The organism is Arenimonas sp. (assembly GCF_022842045.1).
GTDB lineage: Bacteria > Pseudomonadota > Gammaproteobacteria > Xanthomonadales > Xanthomonadaceae > Arenimonas.
Map to the genome: position 1 here is coordinate 18,538 of NZ_JALHQI010000027.1, position 19,832 is coordinate 38,369.

The 19,832-nt window shown below is 71.7% G+C and carries 16 protein-coding genes; 7 read left to right on the forward strand and 9 right to left on the reverse strand.

The genetic code is table 11. The features are described 5' to 3' along the window. Positions 1 to 4: 4 nt before the first annotated feature. The 6 genes from Q0C12_RS07600 (at position 5) to Q0C12_RS07625 (ending at position 8,312) form a co-directional block, all read left to right on the forward strand. On the forward strand, positions 5 to 631 hold the full coding sequence (locus Q0C12_RS07600; protein WP_290888450.1) for a YkvA family protein: 627 nt from the start codon (positions 5 to 7) through the stop codon (positions 629 to 631). 101 nt (positions 632 to 732) lie between these two features. Beyond that, on the forward strand, positions 733 to 4,251 hold the full coding sequence (gene dnaE / locus Q0C12_RS07605; RefSeq protein WP_290888453.1) for a DNA polymerase III subunit alpha: 3,519 nt from the start codon (positions 733 to 735) through the stop codon (positions 4,249 to 4,251). Positions 4,252 to 4,863: 612 nt separating this feature from the next. Beyond that, entirely contained in the window at positions 4,864 to 5,823 is a 960-nt protein-coding gene (locus Q0C12_RS07610) for an acetyl-CoA carboxylase carboxyltransferase subunit alpha (protein WP_290888456.1), read from the forward strand. Between the two features lie 35 nt (positions 5,824 to 5,858). Then, on the forward strand, positions 5,859 to 7,154 hold the full coding sequence (tilS, locus tag Q0C12_RS07615; RefSeq protein WP_290888458.1) for a tRNA lysidine(34) synthetase TilS: 1,296 nt from the start codon (positions 5,859 to 5,861) through the stop codon (positions 7,152 to 7,154). A 32-nt stretch (positions 7,155 to 7,186) separates the two neighbouring features. Beyond that, positions 7,187 to 7,444, forward strand: a complete 258-nt coding sequence (locus Q0C12_RS07620; RefSeq protein ID WP_290888461.1) for an exodeoxyribonuclease VII small subunit — start codon at positions 7,187 to 7,189, stop codon at positions 7,442 to 7,444. Continuing rightward, a complete protein-coding gene (locus Q0C12_RS07625) occupies positions 7,434 to 8,312 on the forward strand; it encodes a farnesyl diphosphate synthase (RefSeq protein WP_290888464.1) in 879 nt (292 codons plus the stop codon). Before Q0C12_RS07620 ends, Q0C12_RS07625 begins: the two co-directional genes overlap by 11 nt. A 19-nt stretch (positions 8,313 to 8,331) precedes the next feature. On the opposite strand, the gene Q0C12_RS07630 is transcribed toward Q0C12_RS07625, so the two are convergent. Together Q0C12_RS07630 and pmbA are read right to left on the reverse strand one after the other, a co-directional pair. Then, entirely contained in the window at positions 8,332 to 8,667 is a 336-nt protein-coding gene (locus tag Q0C12_RS07630; protein ID WP_290888467.1) for a DUF4870 domain-containing protein, read from the reverse strand. A gap of 100 nt (positions 8,668 to 8,767) precedes the next feature. Continuing rightward, a complete protein-coding gene (gene pmbA, locus Q0C12_RS07635; RefSeq protein WP_290888469.1) occupies positions 8,768 to 10,126 on the reverse strand; it encodes a metalloprotease PmbA in 1,359 nt (452 codons plus the stop codon). 35 nt (positions 10,127 to 10,161) lie between these two features. Between pmbA and yjgA the strand changes: the two genes are divergently transcribed. Next, positions 10,162 to 10,698: a ribosome biogenesis factor YjgA gene (gene yjgA / locus Q0C12_RS07640; protein WP_290888472.1), complete on the forward strand. Its 537-nt coding sequence runs from the start codon at positions 10,162 to 10,164 to the stop codon at positions 10,696 to 10,698. A gap of 11 nt (positions 10,699 to 10,709) precedes the next feature. Here the strand turns inward: yjgA and tldD are convergent, their stop codons facing one another. The 7 genes from tldD to Q0C12_RS07675 form a co-directional block, all read right to left on the reverse strand. Continuing rightward, complete coding sequence (gene tldD, locus Q0C12_RS07645; protein ID WP_290888474.1) at positions 10,710 to 12,152, reverse strand: metalloprotease TldD; 1,443 nt, start codon at positions 12,150 to 12,152, stop codon at positions 10,710 to 10,712. 303 nt (positions 12,153 to 12,455) lie between these two features. Then, positions 12,456 to 16,262: a YhdP family protein gene (locus Q0C12_RS07650; RefSeq protein ID WP_290888477.1), complete on the reverse strand. Its 3,807-nt coding sequence runs from the start codon at positions 16,260 to 16,262 to the stop codon at positions 12,456 to 12,458. Positions 16,263 to 16,269: 7 nt separating this feature from the next. Continuing rightward, positions 16,270 to 17,748 carry a ribonuclease G gene (gene rng, locus Q0C12_RS07655; protein WP_290888480.1) on the reverse strand — a complete coding sequence of 493 codons (1,479 nt, stop codon included), beginning with the start codon at positions 17,746 to 17,748 and terminating at the stop codon, positions 16,270 to 16,272. 13 nt (positions 17,749 to 17,761) lie between these two features. After that, the gene (locus Q0C12_RS07660; protein WP_290888483.1) at positions 17,762 to 18,331 is read right to left on the reverse strand and encodes a Maf family protein; all 570 of its coding nucleotides are present in this window, start codon (positions 18,329 to 18,331) and stop codon (positions 17,762 to 17,764) included. Between the two features lie 73 nt (positions 18,332 to 18,404). Then, a complete protein-coding gene (gene rlmH, locus Q0C12_RS07665; protein ID WP_290888486.1) occupies positions 18,405 to 18,875 on the reverse strand; it encodes a 23S rRNA (pseudouridine(1915)-N(3))-methyltransferase RlmH in 471 nt (156 codons plus the stop codon). A 16-nt stretch (positions 18,876 to 18,891) separates the two neighbouring features. After that, positions 18,892 to 19,293, reverse strand: a complete 402-nt coding sequence (rsfS, locus tag Q0C12_RS07670; protein ID WP_290888488.1) for a ribosome silencing factor — start codon at positions 19,291 to 19,293, stop codon at positions 18,892 to 18,894. Between the two features lie 31 nt (positions 19,294 to 19,324). Continuing rightward, on the reverse strand, positions 19,325 to 19,832 hold a 508-nt coding region (locus Q0C12_RS07675; protein ID WP_290888491.1), incomplete at its 5' end, for a nicotinate-nucleotide adenylyltransferase.

Consider the following 19,832-nt stretch of genomic DNA (forward strand, 5'->3'; position numbering starts at 1 on the left):
CGCCATGAACGCCCGCCACGACCCCGCCCCGCTCGACCTGCCGCTGCCGCCGGAATCGCGCGATTCGCGCCGCCGACAGGTCGGTCCGATCGAACTGCGCGACGCCGCCGTGCAGCAGTTCAACCAGCTGCTCGCTCAGATCGCCCCGAACGCCCCGCGCGTCAGCGCCGACCAGCTGGTGACGCTGGCGCGCTGGCTGCAGGACCAGCCGCGCGAGCACGCCGTCGCCATCCTGTCCGAGCGGCTGGCGCGCGCCGAGCACCTGCGCCGGATGCTCAACGACAGCGACTGGGACGTTTGCGTCGATACCCGCGAGCGCGCGCGCATGCTGATCAGCTACCTGCAGCAGGTGGATGACCTGATCCCCGACACCCAGCCGTTGCTGGGCCACCTCGACGACGCCCTGCTGGTCGAACTGGCCTGGCCGGCCTTCGCCGATGAAACGCTCGACTACGGCGACTTCTGCCGCTTCCGCGCCGAAGCGCGCCCGCGCGGCACGCCGCGCGAGCGCCGCCTGGCCTGGGAAACCGCCTGCCTGGCCGAAGTCGCGCTGATCCAGCAGCGCCGACAGGTCCGCGCCCGCCACTACATCGGCGGCGAGCCGCTGCCGGCGCTGTTCCGCGTCAGCTGACGCTTCCACGGGGCGGGCGGCAAGGCCTGGCAACAGGGACTGTCAAGCCTTGTCCGCCCCCACCCTCGGGGTAAACTGCCGGTCGGTCCTCGGTCCCCGGCATGACGCCCCGATTCGTCCACCTGCATCTCCATAGCGAGTATTCGCTCACCGACTCGACCATCCGCATCCCGGAGCTGGTCGGGCGCTGCGCAGCGCTGGGCATGCCCGCGGTGGCGATCACCGACACCAGCAACCTGTTCGCGCTGGTGAAGTTCTACAAGGCCGCCGAGCCCGCCGGGCTCAAGCCGGTGGCCGGCGCCGACCTCTGGCTCAGCCACGACGGCGGCCCGCCCTCGCGCCTGACCCTGCTGTGCCAGGACCGCACCGGCTACCTTTCGCTGTCGCGCCTGATCAGCCGCGCCTTCCTCGAGGGCCACGCCGGCGACTACGTCGCGATCGAACCCGACTGGCTGTACCGCGACTGCGACGGACTGGTGGCCATCGCCGGGCGCGAGAGCCTGCTGGGCCAGCTGCTGGCCGCGGGCCGCGAGGAGCAAGCCGGGCGCCTGCTGGGCGAATGGCGCGCCGCCTTCCCCGACCGCCTGTACCTGGAGCTCACCCGCACCGGGCGCGACGGCGAGGAGGCATTCAACGCCGCCGCGGTGGCGCTGGCCGGTCACCACGACCTGCCGCTGCTGGCCAGCAACGACGTGCGCTTCCTGTCGCCCGACGACTTCGAGGCGCACGAGGCGCGCGTGTGCATCGCCACCGGTCGCGTGCTCGACGACCCCAAGCGGCCGCGCGACTACAGCCGCGAGCAATACCTGAAGTCGCCCGAGGAAATGGCCGAGCTGTTCGCCGACCTGCCCGAGGCGCTTGAGAACACGGTCGAGCTGGCCAAGCGCTGCAACCTCGAGCTGAGCCTGGGCAAGTACTACCTGCCCGATTTCCCGGTGCCCGAGGGCCACACGCTCGACAGCTGGATCCGCGAGGAATCGCACCGCGGCCTCGACGTCCGGCTGGCCAAGTTCGAAGTCGCGCCCGGCCACGAGGCCGCCGGCTACCGCGCGCGCCTGGACACCGAGCTCGACGTCATCTGCAAGATGGGCTTCCCGGGCTACTTCCTGATCGTCGCGGACTTCATCAACTGGTCCAAGCGCAACGACATCCCGGTCGGCCCGGGCCGCGGTTCCGGCGCCGGCTCGCTGGTGGCCTGGGCGCTGGGCATCACCGACCTCGACCCGATCCGCTACGACCTGCTGTTCGAGCGCTTCCTGAACCCGGAACGCGTGTCGATGCCCGACTTCGACATCGACTTCTGCATGGACCGCCGCGACGAGGTGATCGACTACGTCGGCCGCAAGTACGGCCGCGACAAGGTCAGCCAGATCATCACCTACGGCACCATGGCCGCGAAGGCCGCGATCCGCGACTGCGGCCGCGTGCTGGGCTATCCGTATGGCTTCGTCGATTCAGTCGCCAAGCTCATCCCGCTCACGCTCGGCGTCACGCTCGACGATGCGCTGGGCCTGAGCGAAGCCGCGCGCAAGGACAGTGACCTCGCCTCGTCGGAGCTGATCCAGCGCTACCGCGACGAGGACGACGTGCGCGACCTGGTCGACCTGGCGCGCAGCCTGGAAGACCTCACCCGCAACGCCGGCAAGCACGCCGGCGGCGTGGTGATCGCGCCGACGCCGCTGACCGACTTCAGCCCGCTGTTCGCCGAACACGTGGCCAAGGGCGAAACCGCCAAGTCGGTGGTCACCCAGTTCGACAAGGACGACGTCGAAGCCGTGGGCCTGGTGAAGTTCGACTTCCTGGGCCTGCGCACGCTCACCATCATCGATTGGGCCGTGAAGGCCATCAACGTCCGGCGCAAGCGCGCCGACCTGCCACCGCTGGACATCCTGTCGCTGCCGCTCGACGACCCGCAGACCTACGCGCTGCTGTCGAAGGGCCAGACCACCGCGGTGTTCCAGTTCGAATCGCGCGGCATGAAGGAGTACATCAAGAAGCTCCAGCCCGCGCACTTCGAGGACCTGATCGCGCTGGCCGCGCTGTACCGTCCCGGTCCGCTCGGCGCGGGCATGGTCGACGACTTCATCGACCGCCGCCACGGCCGCGCCGAGGTCAGCTACCCGCACCCGCTGCTCGAGGCCATCCTCAAGCCCACCTACGGCGTGATCGTCTACCAGGAACAGGTGATGCAGATCGCCCAGGTCCTGGCCGGCTATTCGCTGGGCGGCGCCGACCTGCTGCGCCGCGCGATGGGCAAGAAGAAGCCCGAGGAGATGGCGAAGGAGCGCGTGAAGTTCGAGGCCGGCGCCGAAGCGCAGGGCATCGACGCCAGCTTCGCCAGCCCGATCTTCGACCTGATGGAGAAGTTCGCGGACTACGGCTTCAACAAGTCGCACTCCGCCGCCTACGCGCTGGTCGCGTACCAGACCGCGTGGCTGAAGGCGCACCACCCGGCCGAGTTCATGGCCGCGACGATGTCGTCCGACATGGACAACACCGACAAGGTCGTGACCTTCCTCGAGGAATCGCGCGAGATCGGGCTGTCGGTGCTCGCGCCGGACGTGAACGAATCCGAGTACATGTTCGTCGCGCTCGACCCGAAGACCGTGCGCTATGGCCTGGGCGCGGTGAAGGGCGTTGGCCGCGGCGCCTGCGAGTCGATCGTCGAGGCGCGCCAGGCGGGCGGGCCGTTCCGCGACCTGCTCGATTTCCTGCGGCGCGTGGATTCCGCGAAGCTCAACCGGCGCGTGCTCGAGGCGCTGGTGAACGCCGGTGCGCTCGATGCGCTGGGCGCCAACCGCGCCTCGCTGATGCTGCAGCTGCCCGAGGTGATCAAGGCCACCGAACAGCTGGCGCGCGAACGCGCCGCCGGTCAGGTGTCGCTGTTCGGCGGCGGCGGCGCCGAGCCCGAGATCCACCTCGACCTGCCGGAGGTGCCCGACTGGCCGCTGGAAACCAAGCTTCTGGGCGAGCGCGAGACGCTGGGCCACTACCTCAGCGGGCATCCGCTCGACCCTTGGCGCGGCGAGCTGCAGGCGCTGGTCGGCGCCACCCTGGCCGACCTCGATTCGCTCTGGAGCGCGAAGAAGGACCGCCGCGGCGAGGCCGCGGTGGTGCTGGCCGGCATCGTCACCGCCACGCGCCGGCGCGGCGACACCATGGGCTTCGCGCGCATCGAGGACGGCCGCGGCCAGCTCGAGGTCGCCTTCTTCCGAGAGGCCTTCGCCGAGTGCGCGCACCTGCTCTCGCGCGACCGCATCCTGCTGGTCGAGGGCAACCTGGCCGAGGACCAGTTCAGCGGCGGCTTCGTGCTGCGCGCGCGCCAGTGCTGGGACTTCCGCGCGCTCTGCGCCCAGCACGCGCGCCGGCTGGCGCTCACGGTCGACCTGCGCGCGCAGGGCACCTGGGACCGGCTGCAGCAGGTGCTGGCCGGCTTCCGCCCCGGCGCGACGCCGCTGCGCCTGGACATGCTGACGACCGCCAAGGCCCGCGGCTCGCTCGACGTCAACGGCAGCGAGGGCGTCCGCACCGAGCCCGAGCTGATCAGCCAGCTGCGGGCCCTGCCCGGCGTCTCCCAGGTCACCCTCCACCTCCACCGCCCCTGGCAACAGGGCGGCTGACCCGCCCGCGCTTTGTAGGAGGGACTTCAGTCCCGAAGCTCTTGGGTTCCCTGCGCCGGGCCCGTTCGAGGCGACCGCCCGCCGCACGAGAGGTCGCTTTCCCGGACACGCCGTGAATCCGTCCATGGAGGCTCATCAGCGACGTCCGTGTCGCTGATGGTCCGGGAAAGCGACCTCTCATGCGACGGCCTCCCGACCAAAAGGGCCGGATTCTCGATCCAGAAGGCAGGCGAGCCCTGACCTCACGGCCCAAGGGAGCGGGGCTCCAGGCTCGCGCGCTCTTCGAGCTCGACAGTCCGGCCCGGATGGCCCGCGGTCCGTCGTGCGCGAGGTCCCTTTCCCGGGGCTTCGAAAACAGGGACGTTTTCGAAGAGCCTCCATGGATGGATTCACGGCGTCCCCGGGAAAGGGACCTCGCGTACGGCGGACCTTGGCAACGGACGATCCCGGCACAGCGAACCCAAAGGCATCGGGACTGAAGTCCCTCCTACAGGGACGCGGAGCCGGGGGGGGCGGGTACAGCGGCGGGCGTGGGCGGGGTAGAATCGCGGCCCTAGACCCTTTGCTCTAGACTGGCCGGCCCAAGCTGGCGCGTCTGAACCGAGTAACCGCATGAACCCGAACTTCCTCGATTTCGAACAACCCATCGCCGAACTGGACGCCAAGATCCAGGAACTGCGCAAGGCCAGCACTGGCCCCGCGGTCAACATCGAAACCGAGGTCAAGGGCCTGGAGGACAAGCTGCGTGCCCGCACCGCCGAGATCTTCAAGGCGTTGACGCCCTGGCAGATCTCGCAGCTGGCGCGGCATCCGCAGCGGCCGTACACCAACGACTACATCGGCCTGATGTTCGAGGAATTCCACGAGCTGGCCGGCGACCGCGCCTTCGCCGACGACGCCGCCATCGTCGGCGGCCTGGCCCGCATGGACGGCCGCGCCGTGATGGTGATCGGCCAGCAGAAGGGCCGCGACACCAAGGCCAAGATCAAGCGCAACTTCGGCATGCCGCGGCCCGAGGGCTACCGCAAGGCCCTGCGCCTGATGAAGATGGCCGAGCGCTTCAGGCTGCCCCTGCTCACTTTCATCGACACCCCCGGCGCCTACCCGGGCGTCGGCGCGGAGGAGCGCGGCCAGTCCGAGGCCATCGCCCGCAACCTGCTGGAAATGGCCGAACTCAAGATCCCGGTCATCTGCACCGTGATCGGCGAAGGCGGCTCCGGCGGCGCGCTGGCCATCGGCGTCGGCGACCGCACCCTGATGCTCGAGTACAGCACCTACTCGGTGATCTCGCCGGAAGGCTGCGCCTCGATCCTGTGGAAGTCGGCCGACAAGGCGCGTGACGCCGCCGAGGCCCTGGGCCTGACCGCGAAGCGCCTGTTCGAGCACGGGCTGGTGGACAAGATCGTGCCCGAGCCGCTGGGCGGCGCCCACCGCGACCCGGCGGCGATGGCGGCCACGCTCAAGCAGCTGATCCAGTCCGAGCTGGCGGTGCTCGACCGCGTCGAGCTGCCGCAGCTGCTCGAGAACCGCTACCAGCGCCTGCGCAGCTACGGCGCCTACGAGGCCGCCTGACGCCGCCGCGGCGGCCGGGCCCGACGGGACGCCGCATGCCGCTGTCCGCGCCCCCGCCGCCCCCCGGCTGCCCCGTCCGCGTTGCCTTCAGCGGCGGCATGGATTCGACCGTATTGCTGCATTGGCTGGCGTCCAGCCCGGCCCTGCGCGCCGCGGGCCTACGGGCAATGCACGTGGACCATGGCCTGCAGCCCGATTCCGCCGCCTGGGCGGCCCGCTGCGCCGACGCCTGCGCCGGGCTGGGCATCGACTTCGAATCGCGCCGCGTGGCCGTACGCGACGCCGGGGACGGCCTGGAAGCCGCCGCGCGCGTGGCCCGCTACGACGCGCTCGCCGAGGGCCTGCGGCCCGGGGAGCGGGTGGCGCTGGCCCACCATCGGGACGACCAGGCCGAGACCGTGCTGCTGCGCCTGCTCCGCGGCAGCGGCGACGGCCTGGCGGCGATGCGCCCGCTGCGCCGGTTCGGCGCGGGCTGGTTGTGGCGACCGCTGCTGGACCAGCCGCGCGAGGCCCTGGCCCGCTATGCCCGCGAACACGGGCTGGCGTGGATCGAGGACCCCAGCAACGCCACCGACCACGCCGACCGCAATTTCCTGCGCCGCCAGGTGATGCCGATGCTCGCCGGCCGCTGGCCGGGGGCCGCCGCCGGCCTGGCCCGCAGCGCGTCCCTGCAGGCGGCCCAGGCCGATCTGCTCGCCGGCGAGGACGCGCGCCGGCTGGCGCAGGTTCAAGGCATCGACCCGTCCACGCTCTCCGTGCCGGCGCTGCAGGTGCTGGCGCCGGACTGGCGCGACCGCGTGCTGCGCCGCTGGGTCAGCGACCTGGGCTTGCCGCCACTGCCGCCCGCCGGCCTGCGCGCCATCGCGGACGAACTGCTTCCGGCGCGGGAAGACGGCGAGCCGGCCTTTGCCTGGTCCGATGCCGTGATCCGGCGCTGGCGCGACCTGCTCTACGCGGGACCGTCCCTGGCGCCGCTGCCCGCCGACTATTCGCAAGCCTGGGATGGCCGATCGCCGCTGGCCCTGCCCACCGGCGACGTGCTGGCGCTTTCGCCGGCGATGGCCTTCGACGCGCCGCTGCGCGTGCATGCGCGCCAGGGCGGCGAGCGCCTGGTGCTGCCGGGCCGCGCGCATTCCAGCGAGCTCAAGCACGTGCTGCAGGACCTTGGCCTGCCGCCCTGGCTGCGCGCGCGGCTGCCCCTGCTCTCGGGCCCCGGCGGCGAGCTGCTGGCGGCCGGCGACATCGCGATCGCGGCGCCGCTGCACGCCTGGCTGGCCGCCCGCGGCGCCTGCCTGCGCCTGCAGTCGCCGGCGCCGCCGCGGCCACGTTGACCACCCGCCGCCTCGCCCCGCAAACTCCGCGCATGGCCGCCAAGACCCCCGCATCGCCGCCGTCCCCCGTCGCCCAGTTCGAGACCTCGCTCGACGAGCTCGAGCAGCTGGTGCAGAAGATGGAAAAGGGTGACCTCTCGCTCGACGATTCGCTCGCGGCATACGAGCGCGGCGTCGGTCTCTACCGCCAGTGCCAGGGCGCGCTGGAGCAGGCCGAACTGCGCGTGCGCCTGCTCAGCGACCCGGCCGACCCCGACAGCGGCCAGCCGTTCCAGCCCGATGCCGGTTGATCCGGCCGCGGCGCGCTGGCTCCAGCGCGTCGAAGCCCGCCTCGAAAGCGCCCTGCCCTCGGCCACCGAGTCGCCCGAACGCCTGCACGCGGCCATGCGCCACGCCGTGCTCGGCGGCGGCAAGCGCCTGCGGCCGCTGCTGGTCTACGCCGCCGGCGCCGCCACCGGCGCCGATGAATCCCTGTGCGACGCGCCCGCCGCCGCGGTCGAACTGGTGCACGCCTACTCGCTGGTGCACGACGACCTGCCGGCCATGGACGACGACGCGCTGCGCCGCGGTCGCCCGACCGTGCACGTCGCCTTCGACGAGGCCACCGCCATCCTCGCCGGCGATGCGCTACAGGCGCTCGCCTTCCAGGTACTCGCGGAGGCACCCGTGGATGCCGCGCTGCGGGTCGCCTGGCTGCAGTCGCTGGCGCGCGCCGCCGGCGCCCCCGGCATGTGCGGCGGCCAGGCGCTGGACATCGACGCCACCGGCCAGGTGCTGGCCGTCGCGCAACTCGAACGCCTGCATGCGCTCAAGACCGGCGCGCTGATCCGCGCGGCGGTGCGCATGGGCGGGCTGGCGGGCGGCGCCGATGCCGCCACGCTGGCGCGGCTGGACGACTACGCGGCCGCGCTCGGGCTCGCCTTCCAGATCCGCGACGACATCCTCGACGTCGAGGGCGACAGCGCCCAGCTCGGCAAGACCGCCGGCAAGGACCAGGCGCAGGCGAAATCCACCTACCCGGCGCTGCTGGGCATGGCGCGCTCGAAGGCGCTGCTGGCGGAACTGTCGGAAAAAACAAAAGCGGCCCTGGGGCCGCTTGGCAACGAGGCCGGCGCATTGCGCCGACTCGCCGAATTCGCGGTCGCGCGGGCCAACTGACCCGCGCGACGCGCGGGGCTCAGCTGACCAGGCGGATCGCGACCGGGTAGCGGTAGCTCTCGCCGTTGTTGGCCTTGATGCCGGCAAGGATGCAGAACACGATGTTGCCGATCAGGATCACCGGATAGAGCAGGAAACCGATCAGCAGGAAGCTCAGCACCACGGCCACGATCCAGGCCAGGATGACCGTGATCTGGAAGTTCAGCGCTTCCTTGGCCTGGCCGGTGAGCCAGGACTTGTCGGCCTTGTCCTTGTTGATCAGCCAGATGATCAGCGGAACGATGAAGCCGGCGATGATGCCCGACAGGTGGGTGATCAGGGCGAGGGTCTTGTCTTCGGCTTGCACGTCGTTCATTCGATTCCCCTTTCGAGTGGAGGCTGGATTGCTGGCGCCGGGGGCGCCTTGGCCCGGCTAATTTCCGGGCTTGTGAAGGGGCTGTCAAGGCAACGCAGGATCAGGCCTCTCCGGCCACCATCATCCGCCCGACCAGGATCGAACCGACCGAGACATGGGAGCGCCGGTCTACGTCGGCGCCCACCGCCTCGATGGCCAGGAACATCTCCGGCAGCCGGCCGGCGATGGTGAGTTCGTCCACCGGGTGCGCCAGCTCGCCGCCCTCGACCCAGAAGCCCGCCGCGCCGCGCGAATAGTCGCCGGTGACGGTGTTGGCGCCCTGCCCCATCAGCTCGGTGACCAGCAGGCCGCGGCCCATGGCCCGGGCCATGTCCTCCAGGCCCGCCGCATTGGCGGCCACCTCGAGGTTGTTGACGCCGCCGGCGTTACCGGTGCTCTCCAGGCCCAGCTTGCGGGCCGAATAGCTGCCCAGCACGTAGCGCTGCAGGATGCCGTCGCGCACCAGGTCGGAGTCCACCGTGGCCACGCCTTCGGCATCGAAGGCCGAGGAACGGATGCCGCGCGGCTTGTGCGGCCGCTCCGAGATGGCGAACCACGGCGGCAGGATCTGCTTGCCGGCCTGGTCGAGCAGGAAGCTGGCGCGCCGGTAAAGCGCACCGCCCGAAACGGCGCCAAGCAGGTGGCCGACCAGGCTGCGCGCCATCTCGGGCGCGAATAGCACCGGGTATTCGCCGGTCCGGATGGGACGCGGACCGAGGCGCCGCAGCGTGCGCTCGGCGGCGCGCCGGCCGACCTGGGCCGGGGCCTCGAGGTCGTCGGGCGAGAGCGCGCTGGTGTACCAGTAGTCGCGCTGCATCCTGTCGCCGCTGCCGGCGATCAGCGACACGCTGAGCGAATGGCTGGTGCCGCGCTCGGCGCCGAGGAAACCGTGGCTGTTGGCATACACCGACACGCTTTCGCTGCTGTAGGCACCGGCGCCGTCGGAGTTGGAGATGCGCGGATCAGCGCCGCGGCCGGCGGCCTCGGCCTCCAGCGCCAGCGCGATGGCGCGGTCGGCGTCCAGCGGCCAGGGGTGCCAGCCGTCGAACTCGCGCAGGTCGGTGGCCATGCGGTCGGCGTCGGCCAGGCCGGCGGCCGGGTCGGCCTCGGTGTGGCGGGCGATGGCGCAGGCCTGCTCGACCGTGGCGCGCAGGCTGTCGGGCTGCAGGTCGGCGGTGCTGGCGCTGCCCTTGCGCTGGCCGAAGTAGACGGTGAGGCCGACGCCGCGGTCGCGGGTGCGCTCGACGGTCTCGACCTCGCCCATCCGGACGTTGACCGACAGGCCGGCGTCCTCGTTCATGGTCACCTCGGCCTGGCTGGCGCCCAGGCGTGCGCACTGGTCCAGGACCTCGCGCGCCAGCCCCGACAGGCGCTCCATGCGGGCCAGGGAATCATCGGAAGCTGCGGTCAGGGGCTGCATGGGCGTATCCTTTCGCTCCAGGACGGTGGTGGACGATGCACGAAGAAGATTTCGAAGACGAGGAACACGACTACGGCCCGAGCCGCAGCGAGCAGCGCCGCGAGGCGCTGGCGGTGCTGGACCTGGCCATGAAGCTGGTCGGCGAGAGCGACGCGCGGCTGCAGCAGATCCCGATGGACGAGGACCTGCTGGCGCTGGTCATCGCCTCGAAGAAGATCACCTCGCAGATCGCCCGCAAGCGGCAGATCCACTTCCTGGCCAAGCAGATGCGCCGGCAGGACGACGAGGCGCTTCAGCTGATCCGCGCGGCGCTCGAGCACGACAAGGCCGAAGGCCGCCGCGAGGCGCAGGCCCTGCACGAGGTCGAGTACTGGCGCGACAAGCTGGTGGACGACGGCGACGAGGCGCTCTCGGAGTTGCTCGAGAAACACCCGCACGCCGACCGCCAGCACCTGCGCCAGCTGGCGCGCAACGCGCACCAGGAACGCCTGAAGAACAAGCCCCCGCACGCCTACCGCGAACTCTTCCGCGAGCTCCGCACCTTGCTCACCGCACCTGGCGATTCCAACTAAAAAGCGTTTGCTCACGCGCGCGTGCCGCCCACGGTCATGGCGTCGATCTTGAGGGTGGGCTGGCCGACGCCGACGGGGACGGACTGGCCGTCCTTGCCGCAGATGCCCACGCCCTGGTCCAGTTCCAGGTCGCGGCCGACCATGCTGACGCGGGTCATGGCTTCCGGGCCGTTGCCGATGAGCGTGGCACCCTTCACCGGGCGGGTGATCCTGCCGTCCTCGATCAGGTAGGCCTCGGTGGCCGAGAACACGAACTTGCCGCTGGTGATGTCGACCTGGCCGCCGCCGAAGTTGGGTGCGTACAGGCCCTTCTTCACCGAGGCAATGATCTCGGCCGGGTCGTAGTCGCCGGCCAGCATGTAGGTGTTGGTCATGCGCGGCATCGGCAGGTGCGCGAAGCTCTCGCGGCGGCCGTTGCCGGTGGGCGCCACGCCCATCAGGCGGGCGTTGAGCGTGTCCTGGATGTAGCCGCGCAGGATGCCGTCCTCGATGAGCGTGGTGCACTGCGTGGGCGTGCCCTCGTCGTCGACGTTGAGCGAGCCGCGGCGCGACGCCAGCGTGCCGTCGTCGACGATGGTGACGCCCGGCGCCGCGACGCGCTCGCCGATGCGGCCCGAATACACCGAAGTGCCCTTGCGATTGAAATCGCCCTCGAGGCCATGGCCGACCGCTTCATGCAGCAGCACGCCGGGCCAGCCCGGGCCCAGCACCACCGGCAGCGTGCCGGCCGGCGCATCCACGGCCTCGAGGTTGACCAGCGCCTGGCGCAGCGCTTCCTTGGCGACCGCGCGCGGGCGGCCGCCGGAGAACAGCTCGGCGTAGGAATAGCGGCCACCGGCGCCGGAATAGCCCTGCTCGCGTCGGCCTTCGTGTTCGACGATCACCTGCACGTTGAAGCGCACCAGCGGCCGCACGTCGGAGGCGAGCGTGCCGTCGCTGCGCGCCACCAGCACCGTGTCGACGCCACCGGACAGGCTCACCACCACCTGCTTCACGCGCGGGTCCTGCGCCCGCAGCCACTGGTCGACTTCGCGCAGCGCGTTGACCTTCTCGTCGGTGGCCATGCCGTCGATCGGGTCCACCGGCGCATAGAGTTCGCGGCCGCGCACCAGCACGCGCTGGCCGCCCGCGGCCTGGCCGCCGCTGCGGCTGATCGCGCGCGCCGCCGAGGCGGACTCGAGCAGCGCATCGGCGCGGATGTCGTCGGAGTAGGCGAAGCCGGTCTTCTCGCCGCTGACCGCGCGCACGCCCACGCCCTGCTCGATCGAATGCGAGCCGTCCTTGACGATGCCGTCCTCCAGGCTCCAGCCCTCGCGCCGGCTGTGCTGGAAATACAGGTCGCCGTAGTCCACGCCCGGACCCATCAGCCGCCCGAAGGCCGCGTCCAGGCCGTCGAGGCCGAGGCCGCCCGGCGTGAGCAGGCGCGATTGGGCGAGTTGCAGGGTGTCGGTCATGGGCGGGCGGCGCGCGGGAGTGGGTGGTCAGGGTGACAGATGTGGTGGTTTGATGGCGTGATCAAGGGCTGGAAGCAAGGAAAAGCCAGGAAATAGTGAAGAGGAGATAGGAGATAGTGAAAAGCGGCCTTCGCGTGTCAAACCAGATGCCACGTCCCAATCCACTAGTTCCTATTTCCTCTTCACTAGTTCCTATTTCCTCTTCACTAGTTCCTATTTCCTCTTCACTAGTTCCCATGCCCCCAAAAGCCCCCCTAACTCCTAACTCCTAACTCCTAACCCCTAACTCCTAACCCCTAGCTCCTACCCGCCATCCCCCGCCGCCCCCCGCTCCACCACTTCAATCACCGGTTCCTTCCACGGTCCGGTGACGCGGTAGACCGTGCGCGCGGCCTGCTTCAGCGGCTTCTGAAGCACGGCTTGCGCAACCGCCCCCACCGCGGCGCCCACCGGGCCGCCGGCGATCGCGCCGATCGCGGGCAGCACGCCGCCAGCCTTGGGCAGCACTTCGATGCGCTGGTCGTACTGCTGCGCGCGCAGGTCGGTCGCGCCGCTCACGCGGATCTCGGCTGCGGGGCCGTTGATCTGCAAAAGGTCGGTGCTGGCGCGGCCATTGGCGAAGACGAACTCGCCCTGCATGGTGTTGAAGCCGAAGCCCTTCGCGAAGAAGTCGCTGAAGTCCAGGCTGAGCCGGCGCGGGATCTCGGCGAGGCTGATCAGCCCCAGCACGCGCCCGCCGCCGCCGGGTTCGACCTCAAGCAGCTGGCCTTCGCCCACATCCACGCGCAGCGTGCCCTCGAAGCGCGCCAGCGCGAAGGCACCGGGCGATCCCGGCCAGCTGCCCTCGAGCCGGCCGCGGGTCTCGCCGTCCTCGATCATGCCGGCCAGCCCGAAGGCGCCGAGCATGTCGCCCAGGCTGTCGGCGCCGAAGTCGACCGCGAAGTCCGACCGGCTGCTGCCCTCGCCCGCACGCCGCCATTCGCCGCGCGCGCGCAGCTGCAGCGCGTCGGACGTGGTGTCGAAGCGATCGATGCGCAGGCCCTCCGGCATGGGCTGGGCCTGCAGCTCGGCCACGCCCAGCGCCAGCGCGCCCAGGCGCAGGTCCTGCACGTTGAAGCGCAGGGGCGGCAGCTTGGCCGGGTCGTCGCTGCGGCCGGCCTCGAGCGTGGCCAGCTGCTCCGGCGTCGGCTCCGCCTTCTCCGGCCAGTGCAGGCGCGCGAAGCGCCCGTCGATGCCCTGCGCGAGGTCGCGCGGGATGTCGATCTCGCCCGCCACGGCCGGGCCCTCCAGCGCGAGCCGCGTACGCTCGGGCTGGCGCCGCAGCTGCAGGCGGGTGTCGGCAAAGCGCGAGCCGAGCAGGTCGAGGTTGGCGACGCGCAGGTCCACCTCGCGCAGGCCGCCGGCGCCTTCGCCGTCGGCGGCGAACGCAATCCAGCCCGCGGCATCCAGGGTTTCGGTGCGGCCGAGTGCCACCAGGCCCTGCTGCGGCAGCGGCGGCTCTTCGCCGGTCCCGAACAGCAGCAGGCCGCCCATGGCGCCGTCGCTTCCCGCGCGGCCGCGGAAGCGCAGCGTGTCGCCGAGCTGCATGCGCACCTCGCCACCGGCGAGCGGAAGCGGCGCCTGCAGCCGCAGCGGCCAGCGCGCTTCGGCCGGCTTGGCCAGCGGCGCCGGCAGCGCCACTGCGGTGCCGACCAGGTCCGAATCGATGGACAGCCGTGACGGGGCGGCCGGCCGGCCCGGCGTCGCCTGCGGGATGTCCACCGCCACGGTCCAGGCACTGCTGCCAACCAGCCACGGGTCGAGCCAGGCCAAGGGCGGGTGGCGCGCGATCAGCTTCTGCGCCGGGAACGCTCCTACCAGCGAGGCGCGGGCAGCGAGGCGGGCGTCGCCGGTGTAGTCCTCGCCGACCATCAGGCTGAAGCGCGCGGGCTCCCCCTCGAACTCGACCTCGAGCGCATCGGCGATGAAGCCGCGGTCGCTGAAGCGCGTGCGCCCGCGGACCGCCTGCAGGTCGATGTCCCAGCGCGGATCGACCAGGCGCGCACCCGCGAGGTCGAGGGTGCCGTCGATGCGGCGACCGCCCAGGCGCGCCGCCAGCGGCAGGTCCAGCGACAGCCGCACTTCGGCCGGGCCGCGGATGCTGGCATTGCGCAGATGCTCGTCGAACCGCGCGCGCAGCGGGCTGGCCAGCATCAGCGCTTGCAGCGATTCGCCCTCGGCCGGCGCCTCGATGTCGAGCACCAGGCGCGGGTCGCGGAAGTCGGCGATGCCGCCCGCCACCCGTCGCACGCGATTGCCCAGGATCATGCCCTCGCCCTCGAGCGTCATGCCCGGGCCGTCGAAGGCGACGTCGAGGTCCATCGCCTCGGCGTCGGGCCACTCGGGATTGAAGGCCACGCGCGCCTGCGAGACGCGGGCGCGAGCGTCGAAGCGCCCCTCGCCGTTGCGGAACGGCCAGTCGGCCAGGTCGCCGGCCAGCACCGCGCGCCCTTGCTCCACCGAGCCGCCCAGCAGCGCGCGGTCCAGCCACTCGATGGTCGTGGGCGGCATCTTGCCCTGCACCCAGAACTTGCCTGCCGCGGGCACCGGCGACGGATCCACGATCGCGGCCAGGTCGACCCGCGGCCGCCGCGCCTCGCCCGGGAAGCGCAGCTCGGCGCGCACGCGCGCCCCGAAATCGGCGCCCCGGATTCGAAGGTCGCTGGCACCGGCGGCCCACCGAGGGCCCTCCCGCCACCAGCCCAGCGTTCCGCCCAGCCTGAAATCCAGGGGCTGCCGGAAACGCGGCCAGTCGAAGCGTGCCGGCCCATCGGCCAGGCGCAGCACGCCGCCGTCCTGATCGTAGGCGACGCTGCCGCCCAGGCCCTGCACGCCCGGTTGGCCGCCGTAGGGCGCCCAGCCCACGGCATCGATGCGCGCCGAGCCGGACCAGTCGCCCTCCCGGCCCTGCACCTGCACGTGGTGCAGCACGCCGTCGGGAGCGGCCTCGTGCAGCCACTGGCGAAGGCCCGCGGGCACCGCCGGGACCAGGGTCGCCAACGAGCGCGCGGGCGCCAGGTCCATGCGCGGCGCCTGCAGCGCGAAGCGTTCGCCGCCGGCCAGCCACAGGCCATCGAAGCTGTGCGGCTCGCGCCGCCCGCTTTCGTGGAAGTGCAGCTCCGGCGCGTGCAGCTGCCAGCCGTTCGCATCCACCTGCCAGCGCGCCAGCAGGTCGGCGCGCTCGAACGCCACCGGCGGCGAGGCCAGCGCCTCGCCGTTGCCCTCCCGATGCCAGGGCGTGCGCGCCACCAGCGCGATCGGCGCGAGCTCGGCGCGCACGCGCACGTCCATGATCCGCTGCGTGTCGATGCGCGCCCACAGGTCGACGGCGCCCGCACCCGCCACCACCAGGCCCGTGTCGGCCAGCAGCGGCGACCACTGCTGCAGCGACATCGATTTGCCACCCGCCCAGAGCAGGCCCGACCAGCGGCCGCGCTCGAGGTCGGCCACCGCCTGCAGCGGCGTGCCCTCGCGGTCGGCCCAGGCGCGCACGCCGGCCACCAGGCGATCGCCGTCGACCCGCAGCCGCAGGTCCACGCGCGGCAACCTCAGCTCGCGCTTGAAGGCGGGTGATCGCACCGCGAGGTTGGCGCGCTCGACCTGCAGTTCGCCCAGCGCCTCGAGCGTGTCGAGCGGATCATTAGCCGGGTCGGGCTGGAACGGCAGGCCGGCCATGCGCCAGCGACGGTCCTCGCCCTGCTCGAGCACCAGCGAGAGTTCGCGCACCTTGAGTTCGGTGAGCGGCGCGCCCGGCAGCAGGCCCGAGTACACCGCCACGAGCAGCTCGGCGCGGCCGATGTCCAGGCTGCGGCCGGCCGGGCCGATGCGCAGGCCGTCGAGCGTGAAGCGCGGACCGCGCCGGGTCCATTCGCCGCGCGCGGCGTCGAAGGCGACCGGCTGGCCCAGGCGCTCCGACAGCCAACCGGCGACCTTGTCGGGATGCCGCTCGACCAGCGGCAGCAGCTGGTTCAGGCCACCGACCAGGGTGGCCGCGAGGATCAGCAGCACCAGCAGCCCGTAGCCGGTGAAGCGGCGGGCGTGGCGGATCCGGCGGCGCAGCGGCGAACTCATCCGCGGATCAGAGCAGGACCACGTCGTACTGTTCCTGAGCGTACTGGTCGTCGGCCTGGAAGCGGATGGACTTGCCCAGGAATTCCTCCAGCTCCGCCACGGCCGCCGACTCTTCCTCGGTGATCTTGGCGACGACCCGCGGCGAGGCGATCACCAGCAGCTGCGAGGCCTCGAACTGGCGCACGGCGCGGGTGATCTCGCGGAAGATCTCGTAGGTGAGCGTCTCGGGCGTCTTCAACGTGCCGCGGCCGCCGCATTCGTGGCAGGGCTCGCACAGCTGGCGCTCCAGGCTCTCGGTGGTGCGCTTGCGGGTCATCTCCACCAGGCCCAGCGGCGAGAACTCGTGCACGGAAGTGCGGGCGTGGTCGTGCAGCAGCCCCTTCTCGAGCGTGCGCAGCACCTGGCGCCGGTGCTCGTCGTCGGTCATGTCGATGAAGTCGATGATGATGATTCCGCCGAGGTTGCGCAGGCGCAGCTGGCGCGCCACGGCCTGCGCGGCCTCGAGGTTGGTGCGGTACACGGTTTCCTCGAGGTTGCGCTGGCCGAGGAAGGAACCGGTGTTGACGTCCACCGTGGTCATCGCCTCGGTCTGGTCGATGATGAGATGGCCGCCGGACTTGAGCGGCACTTCCTTCTGCATCGCGCGCAGGATCTCGTCCTCGACGCCATACAGGTCGAAGATGGGGCGCTCGCCGGCGTAGTGCTCGATGCGCTCGGCCAGGTCGGGCATGAACTGGTTGGCGAAGGCCGTGAGCTTCTCGAAGGCCTCGCGCGAATCGACCCGCACCTTGTCCACCTCCTTGCGCATCAGGTCGCGCACCGCGCGCAGCGGCAGCGCCAGGTCCTCGTAGATGCGCTGGCCAACCTTGGTGCTGGCGCTGGCGGCGCGGATCACGCCCCAGGCGCGCTGCAGGTAGGCCACGTCCTCGGCCAGGGCCTCGTCGGGCTGGCCCTCGGCATTGGTGCGGACGATGTAGCCCTGGCCCGAGCCGTTCGCCAGCGCCGCCATCAGCGTCTTCAGGCGCGCGCGCTGGGCTTCGTCCTCGATCCGCGCCGACACGCCCAGCACGCGCGAATGCGGCAGGAACACCAGGTAACGCGACGGGATAGAGAGCTGGGTGGTGAGCCGCGCGCCCTTGCTGCCGATCGGATCCTTGACCACCTGCACCACGATCTCCTGGCCCTCGTGCACCAGCGAGTTGATGGTGGGCGGCGGGCCGGGCGGCGGCGCGGCCTCGTCGCCCTCGCCGGCCAGCGCCGGGCGCAGGATGTCGGAGGCGTGCAGGAACGCGGCGCGGTCCAGCCCGATCTCGACGAAGGCCGCCTGCATGCCGGGCATCACCCGCTGCACCCGGCCCTTGTAGATGTTGCCGACCACGCCGCGGCGCGAGGCGCGCTCGATGTGCAGTTCCTGCAGCATGCCGTTCTCGACCACCGCGACGCGGGTTTCGCGCGGGGTGACGTTGATCAGGATTTCCTCGGACACGCGTATCCCCGGTTCAGTGCAGCAGTCCGAAGCCGCGCAGCAGGCGCGCGGTCTCGTGCAAGGGCAGGCCCATCACGCCGGTGTAGCTGCCGGCGAGGTGGGCGACGTGGGCGCCGAAGCGGCCCTGGATGGCGTAGGCGCCGGCCTTGCCGAAGCATTCGCCGGTGGCGACGTAGGCGGCCACCATGGCGTCGTCGAGCGGCTCGACGCGGACTTCCGAGACGCAGGTGGCGTGCGCCTCGCGGCCGGCGCTGACCAGCCAGACGCTGGACACCACGCGGTGGCTGCGGCCCGAGAGGTCGCGCAGCATGCGCGCGGCGTCGTCGGCATCGGCCGGCTTGCCGAAAACGCGGTCGCCCAGCACGACTTCGGTGTCGGCGCCCAGGACCACCGCACCCGGGTTGGCGACCACGGCAAGCAGTCCGGCGCCGGCCTTTTCGCGGGCGACGCGGCTGACGTAGTCGTCGGGCGGTTCGCCGGGCAGGCGTTGCTCGGGAACGTCCACGTCGAGCAGGCCAAAGTCGAGGCCCAGCTGGGCCAGGAGATCGCGGCGGCGCGGGGATTGCGAGGCAAGATAGAGCATCGCCCAAGCATAGCCGCTGGCACCGCCCGCGGGCAGTTCCCCGGGCCGCCGCTTCAGCGGGCAGCCGGTTGCGTCAGGCGCGGTGGTAGGGGTGGTTGGCGAGCAGGCTGGCGGCCCGGTAGAGCTGCTCGGCCAGCACCAGCCGCACCAGCATGTGCGGCAGCGTCAGCGGCCCCAGCGACCAGCTTTCGCCGGCCGCGGCAATCACCTCGGCGGAATGACCCTCGGGCCCGCCGACCAGGAAGGCCAGGTCGCGCCCCTGCTGGCGCCAGTGCTCGAGGCGCTGGCCCAGCTGTTTGGATGAATACGGCTTGCCGCGCCCATCAAGGGTGACGACGTGCGCGCCGCGCGGCACCGCCGCCAGCACGCGCTCGCCTTCCTCGGCCATCGCGCGGGCGGCATCGCGCCCTTTGCCGCGCAGACCCGGCGCCACTTCCACCAGCTCCAGCGGCAACCAGTGCGACAAGCGCTTCTGGTACTCACCAAACCCCGCGGCCACCCACTCCGGCGCCCGCTCCCCCACCGCGACCAGCCTGGCTTTCATCGCGTGGAAAAACGCGTTACCCGTGTCCCGGGTCTTCGGGGGGCTGGTCGCCGACGGTCCAGAGGCGCTCGAGGGCGTAGAACTCGCGGACGCGGGGCAGCATGACGTGGACGATGACGTCGCCCAGGTCGACCAGCACCCACTCGGCCTCGCGCTCGCCTTCCACGCCCAGCGGCATCACGCCGCACTTCTTGGCGAAGCGGACGACTTCGTCGGCCACGGATTTGACGTGGCGGGTCGAGGTGCCCGAGACCACCACGAGGTAGTCGGCGATGCTGGTCTTGCCGCGCACGTCGATCTCGACGGCATCCTTCGCCTTCATTTCCTCCAGCGCCAGGTGAACCTGCTTGAGGATGGCTTCCGGCGACGGGGCCGGGTCGGGCATCTGGGTCTTGATGACGTGGGCTTGGGTGGTCAACGTGGCGCTCGAATCGGAAAGACGGGCCGCATTATACGCCCGCCGGGCCCGACCCGCCCCGGTACAGCCCTTCCCGGGCGATGTAGGCCGCCACGGCCGGATCCAGCCAGCCCGCCGGGCCCTCGCCCCCGGCCAGCCCGCGCCGCACTTCCGTGGCCGAGGCGGGATGCAGCGCCATGTCCAGCCTGAACAGCCGGCCTGCCGGCGCGGCGGCCAGGTCGGCCGGATCTTCGCGCCAGCGGCCGGCGCAGGCGGCGGCCAGCACCGGAGGCAGTGGGTCGAGCGCGTGGCCCGGGCGCACCGCGACCACGAAATGGGCCAGCCCTGGCAGCGCCTCCCACGCGTGCCAGCCGGGCAAGCCCCGGAAGGAATCCGCGCCCAGCACCCAGGCCAGCGGTGCCTCCGGCCCCAGCTCGGCGCGCAGTTCGCGCAGGGTCGCGACGGTCCAGGACGGGCCGCGGCGCCGCAGCTCGCGGGTGTCGACCCGGAACCCGGGCTCGGCGGCCAGGGCGAGCTCCAGCATCCGGGTGCGCTGGGCG

Coding starts and splice junctions, on each gene's coding strand:
- tilS (WP_290888458.1), top strand. CDS start 5,859: ATGCCGCTGTCCGCGCCCCCGCCGCCCCCCGGCTGCCCCGTCCGCGTT.
- Q0C12_RS07600 (WP_290888450.1), top strand. CDS start 5: ATGAACGCCCGCCACGACCCCGCCCCGCTCGACCTGCCGCTGCCGCCG.
- tldD (WP_290888474.1), bottom strand. CDS start 12,152: ATGACCGACACCCTGCAACTCGCCCAATCGCGCCTGCTCACGCCGGGC.
- yjgA (WP_290888472.1), top strand. CDS start 10,162: ATGCACGAAGAAGATTTCGAAGACGAGGAACACGACTACGGCCCGAGC.
- Q0C12_RS07630 (WP_290888467.1), bottom strand. CDS start 8,667: ATGAACGACGTGCAAGCCGAAGACAAGACCCTCGCCCTGATCACCCAC.
- Q0C12_RS07650 (WP_290888477.1), bottom strand. CDS start 16,262: ATGAGTTCGCCGCTGCGCCGCCGGATCCGCCACGCCCGCCGCTTCACC.
- dnaE (WP_290888453.1), top strand. CDS start 733: ATGACGCCCCGATTCGTCCACCTGCATCTCCATAGCGAGTATTCGCTC.
- Q0C12_RS07660 (WP_290888483.1), bottom strand. CDS start 18,331: ATGCTCTATCTTGCCTCGCAATCCCCGCGCCGCCGCGATCTCCTGGCC.
- rlmH (WP_290888486.1), bottom strand. CDS start 18,875: ATGAAAGCCAGGCTGGTCGCGGTGGGGGAGCGGGCGCCGGAGTGGGTG.
- pmbA (WP_290888469.1), bottom strand. CDS start 10,126: ATGCAGCCCCTGACCGCAGCTTCCGATGATTCCCTGGCCCGCATGGAG.
- Q0C12_RS07610 (WP_290888456.1), top strand. CDS start 4,864: ATGAACCCGAACTTCCTCGATTTCGAACAACCCATCGCCGAACTGGAC.
- Q0C12_RS07625 (WP_290888464.1), top strand. CDS start 7,434: ATGCCGGTTGATCCGGCCGCGGCGCGCTGGCTCCAGCGCGTCGAAGCC.
- Q0C12_RS07620 (WP_290888461.1), top strand. CDS start 7,187: ATGGCCGCCAAGACCCCCGCATCGCCGCCGTCCCCCGTCGCCCAGTTC.